This is a genomic window from Cryobacterium tagatosivorans (genome assembly GCF_004402215.1).
Classification (GTDB): domain Bacteria; phylum Actinomycetota; class Actinomycetes; order Actinomycetales; family Microbacteriaceae; genus Cryobacterium; species Cryobacterium tagatosivorans.
This window is the reverse complement of the sequence record NZ_SOEZ01000043.1, coordinates 56,625-68,780: the sequence shown is the minus strand read 5'-3', so window position 1 is coordinate 68,780 and position 12,156 is coordinate 56,625. Positions and strand designations below refer to the sequence as shown.

Annotated in this window: 6 protein-coding genes and 1 tRNA gene; 6 read left to right on the top strand and 1 reads right to left on the bottom strand. The window is 69.4% G+C overall.

All coding sequences use genetic code 11. From position 1 onward, the window contains the following. The first annotated feature begins 48 nt into the window (after positions 1-48). Together nudC and E3O23_RS08895 are read left to right on the top strand one after the other, a co-directional pair. Positions 49-1,017: an NAD(+) diphosphatase gene (nudC, locus tag E3O23_RS08900; protein ID WP_134490197.1), complete on the top strand. Its 969-nt coding sequence runs from the start codon at positions 49-51 to the stop codon at positions 1,015-1,017. After that, the gene (locus E3O23_RS08895) at positions 1,014-2,729 is read left to right on the top strand and encodes an ATP-dependent helicase (protein ID WP_134490195.1); all 1,716 of its coding nucleotides are present in this window, start codon (positions 1,014-1,016) and stop codon (positions 2,727-2,729) included. Before nudC ends, E3O23_RS08895 begins: the two co-directional genes overlap by 4 nt. A gap of 1,005 nt (positions 2,730-3,734) precedes the next feature. Here the strand turns inward: E3O23_RS08895 and E3O23_RS08890 are convergent. Further along, the gene (locus E3O23_RS08890; protein WP_420897654.1) at positions 3,735-5,090 is read right to left on the bottom strand and encodes a zinc-dependent metalloprotease; all 1,356 of its coding nucleotides are present in this window, start codon (positions 5,088-5,090) and stop codon (positions 3,735-3,737) included. Positions 5,091-5,222: 132 nt separating this feature from the next. Here E3O23_RS08890 and E3O23_RS08885 point away from each other — a divergent pair, with 132 nt between their 5' ends. From E3O23_RS08885 to E3O23_RS08870, 4 genes are all read left to right on the top strand, one after another. Beyond that, positions 5,223-6,326, top strand: a complete 1,104-nt coding sequence (locus E3O23_RS08885; RefSeq protein ID WP_241983399.1) for a YlbL family protein — start codon at positions 5,223-5,225, stop codon at positions 6,324-6,326. A 142-nt stretch (positions 6,327-6,468) separates the two neighbouring features. Beyond that, positions 6,469-9,369, top strand: a complete 2,901-nt coding sequence (locus E3O23_RS08880; protein WP_241983398.1) for a UPF0182 family membrane protein — start codon at positions 6,469-6,471, stop codon at positions 9,367-9,369. A 162-nt stretch (positions 9,370-9,531) separates the two neighbouring features. After that, a tRNA-Met gene (locus E3O23_RS08875) sits at positions 9,532-9,605 on the top strand. Positions 9,606-9,739: 134 nt separating this feature from the next. Beyond that, on the top strand, positions 9,740-12,115 hold the full coding sequence (locus E3O23_RS08870; RefSeq protein ID WP_134490193.1) for an MMPL family transporter: 2,376 nt from the start codon (positions 9,740-9,742) through the stop codon (positions 12,113-12,115). The last annotated feature ends 41 nt before the right edge of the window (positions 12,116-12,156 follow it).

Sequence of the window (12,156 nt, the reverse complement as noted above, 5' to 3'; positions counted from 1 at the left end):
GCCGGAGACCGTGTCGCCGTCCGCTGCCAGAGCCCGGAGAGGTTGTCCATGTCGTTCGCCTTCACGACCCGATTGCCGCTGTCCAGGCACGCGGTCGATCGGGACCACGCGGCGCGCGCCAACCCCGAACTGTTCGACGCCTTGTGGGCGGATGCCCGCACCCGCGTGCTCCCGATCTGGAACGGCAGGGCGCTCACCACCGAACCGGGTGAGGCTGACGCCCGGCTCGCCCTGCTCGCCCCCGACCGGGTGCCCCGGAGCGACCTGCGCCTCTACCTCGGGCTCTCCCTCGACGACGACTCGGTCGAGCCCGTGGGCACGCCGCTGGTCGCCGCGCAACTGGGCGACGAAGAAGCCAGGGCGCTCGAGCCGGACGAGTCGCGCTGGATCAGCCTCCGCGGGCTGGCGACGGCCTTGTCCGACCGCGACGCCGGCGCTTTCGCCGAGGCCCTCGGCCTGCTCAACTGGCACCAGTCCCACACCCACTGCCCGCGTTGCGGCACCGCGACCCTGGTCGAAGACAGCGGCTGGACCCGGCGTTGCCCGAGCTGCGGCAGCCAGGTCTTCCCGCGCACCGATCCGGCCGTGATCGTGCTCATCACCGACGCCTCCGATCGCGTTTTGCTCGGCTCGAACGCCATGTGGGAGAACAACCGGTACTCCCTCCTGGCCGGCTTCGTCGAACCGGGCGAGTCGCTCGAGGCTGCCGTCATCCGGGAGATGTTCGAGGAGTCCGGCCTTCGGGTGACCGACCCGGTGTTCACGGGCTCCCAGCCGTGGCCCTTCCCGGCATCGCTGATGTGCGGTTTCACGGCCCGCCTCGCCGACGACCAGCCCGCCGGCGGCCTGCTGCCCGACGGCGAGGAGATCCTTGAGCTGCGCTGGTTCAGCCGGGACGAGCTCCGCGCAGCCACCGACTCGGTCATCCTGCCCGGCCCGTCGTCGATCGCCCGGGCGATGCTCGAGCAGTGGCTCGGCGAACCGATCGCCGCAGGTCCGGACTGGGTTCGCGGATGACGCTGACCCCCGAGTCGCTCCTCGACGGGCTCGACGAACAGCAGCGCGTGGCCGCCGAGGCCCTGATCGGCCCGGTCTGCATGCTCGCCGGGGCGGGAACCGGCAAGACCCGGGCGATCACGCACCGCATCGCCTACGGCGTGATGAGCGGCGCCTACGCTCCCAACCGGGTGATGGCGCTCACCTTCACCTCGCGCTCAGCCTCCGAGCTGCGCGGCCGGCTGCGCCAGCTGGGCGCCGGGGGAGTGGCGGCGCGCACCTTCCACTCCGCGGCCTTGTCCCAGCTCAACTACTTCTGGCCGCACGTGGTCGGCGGGCAGGCCCCGCGCATCCTCGACGGCAAGGGCCGCCTCCTCGGGCACGCCGCCGAAACCCTGAAACTCAAGCTCGACACCGCCACCCTCCGCGACCTCGCGGCGGAAATCGAATGGCGCAAGACCTCCGGGCTCAGCATCGAGCAGTACGGTTCCGGTTCGCACAAGCGCAGCCTCCCGGGCCGGCTCGACCTCGACCAGGTCGTGGCCATGCAGGAGGCGTACGAGCACCTCAAGGACGGCCGCAAGCAGATCGACTTCGAGGACGTGCTGCTGGCGATGGCGGGCATGATCGAGTCTGAGGCATCCGTCGCCATGCAGGTTCGCGAGCAGTACCGGTTCTTCGTGGTCGACGAATACCAGGATGTCTCGCCGCTGCAGCACGACCTGCTCGCGCTCTGGCTCGGCGACCGCCGCGACCTCTGCGTCGTCGGCGACGCCAGCCAGACCATCTACTCCTTCGCGGGCGCGCGGAGCGACTATCTGCTCGATTTCCCCAAGCAGTACGAGGATGCCACGGTGGTGCGACTCGAACAGAACTACCGGTCGACCGCGTCGATCGTCGCCACCGCGAACCAGCTGATGCGCGGGCGGCCGGGCGCGCTGTCGCTGCACGCCGCGGTGTCCGAGGCCGGCGCCGAACCGTCCGTGCGCGAGTATTCGAGCGACATGGCCGAGGCCCGCGGTGTCGCCCAGAACATCGTCGAACTGATCGAGGCGGGCACTCGCCCGGAGAACATCGCCGTGCTCTTCCGGGTGAACGTGCAGGCGGCGGCGCTCGAAACGGCCCTCGGCGACGTCGGCGTGAGCTACCAGATCCGCGGGTCCAAGCGCTTCTTCGACCTGACCGAAGTGAAACAGGCGGTAATGTCGCTGCGCGCGGCATCCGTGTCGATCGTCGGTGAGCCGCTTTTCAAATCGGTCAGCGACGTGCTGCGCTCGCTGGGCTGGAGCCACTCGGCGCCCGAGGCGCCCGGGGCGGTGCGCGACCGGTGGGAATCGCTCAACGCGATCATGGGCCTCGTCGACCAGTCCCCGCCCGGCACGACCTTCCGCCAGTTCACCGACGAGTTGATGGAACGCCAGGCCGGCCAGCACGAGCCGACCGTGGCCGCCGTGACGCTCGCCACCCTGCATTCCGCCAAGGGCCTCGAGTGGGACGCGGTCTTCCTCGTCGGACTTTCCGAGGGGCTCGTGCCGATCAGCTACGCCGGCACATTCGAGGAGGTCGACGAGGAGCGCCGCCTGCTGTACGTCGGAATCACGCGGGCACGGCGGCGGCTCGCACTGAGCTGGGCGGCATCGGGACTGCAGCAGCGGTCCCCGAGAGAACGGTCACGTTTCCTGGCAGAGATCGGCATCCGCACCGCTCGTGCGGCCGGTGCCCGCGGCGCCTGACCTCACCGCTGTCGGTGTCGAAGGCCAGTGAGTCGGCAGAGAGCAAGGAGCCGGCAGCGCGCAGTTGGTCGGCAGCGAGCACTGGGCGCCCAGCGAGCAGTGAGTGGGCAGAGAGCTCGGTCCGGCCGGTGGCCAGCCGGTCCTGAACCAGGCCGGCGACCCGGGCGGCCACGTCGATGCCCGCGCGTACCGTTTCGGTCGGCGCCTCGCGGCCGAGGAGCTGGCAGGCCATCGCCGGCCAGGCCGGGTCCTGGTCGACCCGCGCGAGTTCCAGGCAGTGCAGGCACGGCCCGCGGCCCGGCTCGACGAGCGGGCCGACGCGGATCTCGCGGTCGCTGAACACGACGGGCAGGTGCGGGACGTCACGGCGCAGCCAGCGCCGGTGCCGCGCCGGCTCGAGGACATAATGGCCGACCACGACGCCCAGGGCCGGGTCGGCGTCGTCCGGCCGGGTCGGGATGCCGAGGTCGCCCAGGAATCCCCGGATGCGGTCGGCCGTCGGGCCGGATCCGTCGACGCAGACGGTCGCGGGGACAGTCGGCGGGCGGTCGCCGTCCCGGCCTCCCCGAACCTCCGTTTCGAGAACCGGCGTTTCGAGAACCGGGCGCAGCGCGCGGAGGAGGGCCGCGGTGTCGGCGGGCGACGCGCCGGCCTGCCGGCCGAGCATCTCGGCGCCGGCGCGGGGCACGCCGCCGCGGAGGGCCGCGAGCACACCTTCCTGCGCCGGCGTGACGCCGGGCAGCACGAGCAGCGCTCGGTCGACGCCGAACTGGATGGTGTCAGGGGAGCGCCACACCAGCGGGTAGCGCGGGTTCAGTCGGATAATCATCCGCAGATGATGCTTCATCGGCGCCGGCCCGCGCCGAATCCATCCACACCCCCGCCCGCCCACTCGCCGAACCGTGAGTTCGGCACCTTCCCGGGCCCCGCGAAGGTGCCGAACTCACAGTTCGGCGGAGGGGACGAGGGCAGGGATGCAGGGGGAGGGGAGAGGGAGAGGGCGGGCTACTCCTCGTGGGGGCGCTCGGTGCCGTCGTCGCGGAGGAGGTCCGCCAGGGCCTGGTCGACTTCGTCGAGCACGGGCGCCGCGCCGGACGCCGTGCTGGTCAGGCGGGCGATCAGGGTCTTCGGGTCGTCGAGGTCGGACGAGGACGGGACGATGTCCGGGTGCGCCCAGAGCGAGTCGCGCGCCTCGTTGCCGACGGCATCCGTGACGGCCTGCCACATCGAGGCCGCCTCGCGCAGCCGGCGCGGCCGGAGCTCGAGCCCGACGAGGGTCGCGAAGGCGGACTCCGCCGGCCCGCCGGAGGCCCGGCGGCGCTTGACCATCTCGGCGATGGCATCCGCCTTGGGCAGGCGGCTGGTTGCCTCGAGGGTGACCACGTCGACCCAGCCCTCGACGAGGGCGAGCATCGTCTCGAGGCGGGCGAGCGCCGCGAGCTGCCCCTCGGTCTTCGGCGGGATCAGGGACCCGTTGACCATCGCCTCGCGCAGCTCCTCCGGGTTCGTCGGGTCGAAACCCTCGGCCAGGTCCTGCAGGCGCTCGGAGTCGATCCGGATGCCGTGGGCGAAGTCGGTGATCGAACTGATCAGGTGGAGGCGCAGCCACCGGGCGTGCCGGAACAGGCGGGCATGGGCGAGTTCGCGCACGGCCAGGTAGATCTGCACCTGGTCGGCGGGCACGTCGAGGCCCTCGCCGAATTCGGCGACGTTCTGCGGGAGCAGCGCCGCCTGCGAGTCGCTGAGCAGCGGGATGCCGACGTCACCGCCGGACACCACCTCACTGGCCAGCTGGCCGACGACCTGGCCGAGCTGCATCGCGAAGAGGGTGCCGCCGATGCTGCGCATGACCTGGCTGGCGTTGGCGATCATCCCCTGGAGTTCCTCCGGGGCCTGCTCGGTGAGCACGCGGGTGAGCGAGTCGGAGATGCTGGTCGCGACCGGCTCGGCGAGCTGGCTCCAGATCGGCATCGTCGCGGTGACCCACTCTTTGCGGGTCATCAGCTTGGGCCCCGTCGTCAGCTCGGCCACCGAGATGACGTCGTCGAGCCACAGGGCGGCGATGTGGAAGGCCTGGTCGAGCTGGGTGCGCTGCTCGGGAGTCGTATTGACCTGACTCGCCGCGGCACGATCCTGCCCCTGTTTGAGTGCGACATCCCAGCTGATTCCGCCGCCGCCGCGGAGGGCGCCCTGCAGCTGGCTCATCAGCGCGGCGACGCTGGCCGGGTCGCTCGGCAGCCCGGCCGCACCGGCGAGCTGGCTGGGATCGATGGAGGACGCGCCCGACAGGATGTCGCGCAGCATGTCCTTGAATTCGTCTTCGGGATTCTGACCCTCGTCGGGTCGTGAGTTGTCGGCCACTTCAGGCCCCTCTCAGTTGCTTGCCTCTACGCTAGCCGGAGAACCCCCGGCCGCAACTGGGAAATGACCTAGGCTGGTGGGTCCGGTGTCCGCCTGTCGCGAACATCCCCCCGAACTCACGGAAGGTGCCCGTTGGCTCTCTTCGGCGCTAGCCCGATTCCCCCCGTCGTCCGCACCCGGCGTGCCGGAAAAGTGGGCTGGACCGTGCTCGGCATCGCCTTCGCGTCCGGCGTCCTCCTCGGTGTCGTCCCCGCTCCGTACGCCATCGAGAAGCCCGGGCCGGTCTACAACACCCTGGGCACGGCCGACCACGACGGCAAAGAGCTTCCGCTGATCACCATCCCGGAGCAGAAGGTCTACCCCACCGACGGCAGCCTCGACCTGCTCACCGTCTCCCTGGTCGGCGACCCGGAGAACCGCCCGAGCTGGCTCGAAGTGACGGCCGCGTGGCTCGACCCGAGTGCGGCCGTCATCCCGATGGACGAGGCGTTCCCGGCCGACGTGACCACCGAACAGCGCGACGCCGCCAACCAGGCCGCGATGGTCAACTCCCAGCGGGATGCCGTCGCCGCCGCGCTCACCCACCTCGGCTACGACTACCCGAGCACCATCTCCGTGGTGTCCTTGCCCAAAAACTCCCCGGCCGCCGGCGTGATGAAGGCGGATGACCAGGTCGTGTCGGTCGACGGCGCCGACGTCGCCAACGTCACGGAGCTGCGGAAGGCGCTGAAGACCAGCGGCGCCGGCACGGAGGCGACCCTCGGGATCATCCGCGACGGCGCGGCGCAGACGGTGAAGGTCACGCCGATCGACGTCGACGGCGCCGTCGTCATCGGCATCAACGTGCGGATGGATTACGACTTCCCGTTCGAGGTGCAGATCCAGCTCGACCGGGTCGGCGGGCCGAGCGCCGGGATGATGTTCTCCCTGGGGATCATCGACAAGCTCACGCCCGGCGCGATCCAGGGCGGGGCGGATGTCGCGGGCACCGGCACGATCGACCAGTCCGGCGAGGTCGGCCCGATCGGCGGCATCCGGCAAAAGCTGTACGGCGCTAAGAACGCCGGGGCGGAGTGGTTCCTCGCCCCCGCAGACAACTGCGACGAGGTCACCGGGCACATCCCGGACGGGCTCACGGTGTTCGCGGTGGAGACCCTGGACGATTCCCTGGCCGCGCTGGACGCCATCCGCACCGACGCGGATACCGGCGACCTGCCCACCTGCCCGGCCGGGTGATCCGCGCGAGCCTTCCGCCCGCAGCCCGCGCCCAGCCCTCACCCAGCCCTCACCCAGCCCTCAGCGAACATGGAGAATTCTCTCGGTGAGGCCTGTCTAGGATGGGGGCTGACCCTTATCAAGAAGAGCAAGAGGCCAATTCGTGACGTCATCGCCCGCCGCCGCAAGCGCTCCCAGACGCGGTAGAGCACCGCTCGCTATCACCGCAGCGATCATCGCGGGGCTGGTGGTGCTGTTCTTCATCTTCGCCGGCCTCTACGCCGACGTGCTGTGGTTCGACCAGCTCGGCTTCCTCAGTGTGCTCACCACCCAGTGGCTGGCCGGAACGGCCCTGTTCCTGATCGGGTTCATCGCCATGGCCGTCCCGGTGTGGGTGAGCATCCAGCTTGCCTACCGGATGCGCCCGGTCTACGCCAAGCTCAACTCGCAGCTCGACCGCTACCAGCAGGTCATCGAGCCGCTCCGTCGCCTCGCGATGTTCGGCATCCCGGCGCTGCTCGGCCTGTTCGCCGGTGTGGCCGCGTCCACGCGCTGGCAGCCGATCCTGATGTGGCTGAACCGCACCGAGGTAGGCCGCAAGGACCCGCAGTTCAACCTCGACATCTCGTTCTACCTGTTCGACCTGCCGTTCTACCAGGCCGTGCTCGGCTTCGCGTCGGCCGTCGTGCTCATCTGCGGACTCGTGGCCATCGCAACCAGCTACCTCTACGGCTCCATCCGGATCAGCGGCCGCGCGGCCCTCGTCTCCAAGTCGGCCCGCATCCAGATCGCCGTCACCGCCAGCATCTACCTGCTCATCCAGGCCGCGAGCATCTGGCTCGACCAGTACTCCACGCTGACCGACGCCGGTGAGCTGATCACCGGCGCCGGCTACACCGACGTCAATGCCACCATCCCCGGCCGGGCGATCCTCGCCGGCATCGCCGCGGTCGTGGCCGTCCTCTTCCTGGTCACCGCGATCATCGGGCGGTGGCGCCTGCCCCTCGTCGGCACGGCGCTGCTGATCGTGAGCAGCCTGCTGATCGGTTCGCTGTACCCGTGGGTCATCCAGCGGTTCCAAGTGGTCCCCAGCGCCAAGACGCTGGAGGAGCCCTACATCAAACGCAACATCGACCTCACCCGGGACGCCTATGGCGTGTCCGATGTGAAGGAGATCCCCTACAACGCGACGACGACCGCCGAGCCCGGCGCCCTGCGCGCCGACGCGGAGACCACGGCCAACATCCGCATCCTCGACCCCGCCCTCGTCACGGACTCGTTCGCCCAGCTCGAGCAGTTCAAGCAGTACTACAAGTTCCCGGACAACCTCGACGTCGACCGGTACACGATCGACGGGAAGTCCCAGGACGCCGTTGTCGCCGTGCGTGACCTCAACCTGGCCGGCCTCGGCGCCGGTGACACCTGGGTGAACTCGAAGACGGTCTACACGCACGGCTACGGCATGGTCGCCGCCTTCGGCAACCAGCGCTCGGCCGACGGGCAGCCGGTGTTCATGGAATCGGGCATTCCCACTGCCGGTGCACTCGGGAAGTTCGAACCGCGCGTGTACTTCGGTGAGAGTTCCCCGGCGTATTCCATCGTCGGCGCCCCGGAGGGCTCCAAGCCGGTTGAGCTCGACTACCCGTCCGGAACGGACGGCGCCCAGCAGACCTACACGACGTTCGACGGCGACGCCGGGCCCAAGCTCGACAACGCCTTCAACAAGCTGATCTTCGCCCTCAAGTTCCAGTCGGAGCAAATCTTCCTCGCCGACTCGGTCAACGAGAAGTCCCAGATCCTCTACGACCGCGATCCCGTCGATCGCGTGCAGAAGGTCGCGCCGTACCTGACGGTCGACTCCGACGCCTACCCGTCGGTCGTCGACGGCCGGGTCAAGTGGATCGTCGACGCGTACACGACCTCCGCCGACTACCCGTACTCCACCCATGTCGGCCTGAGTGATGCGATCACCGACACGGAGACGCCCGCGCAGCCGTTCGCGCTCGACCAGATCAACTACATGCGCAACTCGGTCAAGGCCGTCGTCGACGCGTACGACGGTTCGGTCACCCTGTACGCCTGGGATGCCAAGGAGCCCATCCTGCAGACCTGGCAGAAGATCTTCCCGTCGACGGTCAAGCCGATGAGCGAGATGAGCGGCGAACTGATGAGCCACGTGCGCTACCCGGCCGACCTGTTCAAGGTGCAGCGGGAGATCCTCGGCCAGTACCACGTGACCGAGGCCGGATCGTTCTACTCCAGGGACGACGCCTGGATCACCCCGGACGACCCGCAGTCCTCGGCCAGCAACCCCACGCTGCAGCCGCCGTACTACCTGACGATGCAGATGCCCGGCCAGAAGAAGCCGTCGTTCTCGCTGTACTCGACCTACATCCCCGACGCGACGGGCGCCACGAGCCGCAGCGTGCTGACCGGCTACCTCGCCGTCGATGCGGATGCCGGCGCCGTGGACGGCAAACGCGCCGCGGGCTACGGGACGCTCCGGCTGCTCACCCTGCCCAAGGAGGACACCGTTCCCGGCCCGGGCCAGGTGCAGAACAAGTTCAACGGTGACCCGTCGATCTCCGCCCAGCTGAACCTGCTCAAGCAGGGCCAGTCCAAGGTGCTCAACGGCAACCTGCTCACCCTGCCCGTCGGTGGCGGCCTGCTCTACGTGCAGCCCGTGTACGTGCAGTCGACCGGTGAGACGAGCTACCCGCTGCTGCAGAAGGTACTCGTGGCGTTCGGCGACGAGATCGCGTTCGAGGACACGCTGGACGAGTCCCTCGACGTGCTCTTCGGTGGCGACTCGGGTGCCACCGCCGGGGACACGGATGTTCCGCCGACGACAACACCGCCGGGGGACGGCACGACGACTCCGCCGAAGTCGCCGACCGGCGATCCGGCGACGGATGCCGAGCTGAAGTCGCTGCTCCAGGTGGCCAAGCAGGCGCTCGTCGACAAGCAGGCCGCCCTGGTGGACGGTGACTTCTCGAGGTACGGTGCCGCCGACAAGCGGCTCAACGAGACCATCGCCAAGATGCTCACGCTGATCGGCCAGTAGGCCGCACCGCCTGAACCTCGCTGACCTTGATGGTTCCGGTCGAGTTTGCCCCGCACACCGGGCAAACTCGACCGGGACGGTCAAAGTCGGTGGGGGAATCCGCTCGAAACGGCCCGGTCGGTTCGACCCGGGTTCGGGGCTGTGGTAAGTTAGTTCTTGTAGCGCGGGGTGGAGCAGTTCGGTAGCTCGCTGGGCTCATAACCCAGAGGTCGTAGGTTCAAATCCTGCCCCCGCAACAAAGAAAACCCCCGGAATCATTGCGATTCCGGGGGTTTTGTCTTGCCCGGTCCAAGGGCCGGCTCGCGGCGCGCGAACGGCCCGGAAAAAACTTGCATAGACTGAATAATTCCGGTTCGAAGGGGATTATCAGATGGCTGAGCTGCTCTACCGGTTGGGCAAGTTCGCAGCACGGCGCGCATGGCTGGTCATCACGACCTGGGTCGCCCTGCTCGCCATCGCGGGCCTCGGCTTCGCCGCAGGGTTCAGCGGCCTCGCCACCAGCTTCGACATCCCCGGCACCGCGTCCGGTGCGGTGATCGACGAGCTCGAGGCACAGCTTCCCGACTTCGCCGGCGCCTCCGGCACCGTCGTCTTCGAGACCACCGACGGCGCGCCGCTGAGCGACGAGCAGCGTGCGCGGATCAGCGCCCTGGTCGCAGACGGCGACGGCCTGCCGGATGTCGCCGACGTCATCGACCCGTTCGAGACCGAGCAGCAGCGGGCCGACCGCGCGCAGGAACTGGTCGGCGGACGGACACAGCTCGACAGCGCACGCGCCCAGCTGGACGCGGGGCAGGCGCAACTGGACGCCGCAGGGCAGCAGCTGCCAGAGCAGCAGCGGGCCGACCTGCAGGCGAAGCTCGACGCCTCACGCCAGGAACTCGACCAGCAGGCCGGCCGGCTCGACCTCGGCGCCGAGCTCCTGGACTTCGCCGACGAGATCCGCGTCGTGTCGGAGGACGGGTCGACCGCCCTCGTCAACGTCGCCTTCACCGAGCCGCGAATGGAGCTGCAGGAGGAGTCGAAGAACGCCGTCATCGACCACTTCGAGTCCGAGCCGGTCGACGGCACCCGGATTTCCTTCTCCTCCGACCTGGCACAGGCCGTTCCGCAGCTCATCGGCGTCGGCGAGATCGTGGGAGTCGCCTTCGCCGCGATCATCCTGCTCGTGATGCTCGGCTCGGTGCTCGCCGCGGCACTGCCGCTCGTGACGGCGCTGGTCGGCGTCGCGATCGCCAGCCTCGGCGCGCTCGCGTTCTCCGGCGTCGTTCAGATGGCCTCCGTCACGCCCGTGCTCGGCGTGATGCTCGGCCTGGCGGTCGGTATCGACTACTCCCTCTTCGTCATCAACCGGCACCGCAAGCAGTTGCTCCAGGGAGCCGAGGTGCGCGAATCCATCGGCATCGCGACCGGCACCGCCGGCAACGCGGTGGTCTTCGCGGGGACCACGGTGATCGTCGCCCTGTTCGCCCTGAACGTCACGGGCGTGCCCTTCCTCGGCCTGATGGGCACCGTCGGCGCCGTCGCGGTCCTGATCGCCGTGCTCATCGCGATTACGCTCACACCCGCGGCCCTCGGACTGCTCGGTGAGCGCGTGCTCGGGCGCCGCGCCCGCGCGCGCATCGGCCAGGAGCACCACGAGGACATCAAGGCGAAGCCGATGTCGACGTGGCGCGCCGTCGTCACCGTCCTGGTGACGGCCGTGGTGCTGCTCATCGTCGCCCTCCCGGCGCTGTCGATGCGGGTCGGCCTGCCCGACGGTTCCTCCGAGCCGGTCCACTCGGCGTCCTACCGGGCGTACATGACCACCGAAAAGGCCTTCGGGGCCGGCGCGAACGGACCGCTCCTCGTCACGGCAGCACTGCCGGAGGGACTCGACGAGGCGGAGTTGCTCACGGCCCAGGTCGACGTCGCGCGCACGCTCGCCGCGCAGGACGGCGTGGTGGCGGTCGCCCCGATCGCCGTCTCCGACGACACCACGCTGGCCGCGTTCCAGGTCCTGCCGACCGGGGGCCCGAACAGCGAGTCGACGGAGCAGCTCGTGCGGGACATCCGGTCGCTGCCACCCGTCGATGACGGCATCGCCCTCGGCGTCGCCGGCCAGGCAGCCATCAACATCGACATCTCGGAGAACCTCGCCGCCGTGCTGCCGACCTACCTCGCGGTCGTCGTCGGCCTGTCGCTGCTGATCATGATCCTCGTGTTCCGCTCGATCCTGGTGCCGGTCATCGCGACGGGCGGGTTCATCCTGTCGCTGTTCGCCACCTACGGCGCGATCGTCGCCATCTTCCAGTGGGGTTGGTTCGCGGCCGCGCTCGGCATCCACACTGGTCCGATCCTGAGCTTCCTGCCGGTGATCCTCGTCGGCATCCTCTTCGGGCTGGCGATGGACTACCAGCTCTTCCTGGCCTCCGGCATGCGCGAGGCGTCCGTGCACGGCGCGCCGGCGCGCCTCGCGGTCGCGATCGGCTTCCGGGCCGGCCGATCCGTGGTCACCGCGGCCGGACTCATCATGGTGTCGGTGTTCGGCGGCTTCGTCTTCTCCGAGTCGACAATGATTCGCTCGATCGGCTTCGGTCTCGCCTTCGGTGTGCTCGTCGACGCGTTCCTGGTGCGCATGCTGCTCATGCCGGCGCTCATGCACCTGCTGGGCAAGTCGGCGTGGTGGATCCCGCGGTGGCTCGACCGGATCATGCCCAACGTCGATGTCGAGGGCGCGGCGCTGGAGCGTCGGCACCACGCCTGACCCGTCGGGCTAACATCTGGGCGTGGCCGAGCAGAGAACCG

Coding starts and splice junctions, on each gene's coding strand:
- nudC (WP_134490197.1), top strand. CDS start 49: ATGTCGTTCGCCTTCACGACCCGATTGCCGCTGTCCAGGCACGCGGTC.
- E3O23_RS08895 (WP_134490195.1), top strand. CDS start 1,014: ATGACGCTGACCCCCGAGTCGCTCCTCGACGGGCTCGACGAACAGCAG.
- E3O23_RS08870 (WP_134490193.1), top strand. CDS start 9,740: ATGGCTGAGCTGCTCTACCGGTTGGGCAAGTTCGCAGCACGGCGCGCA.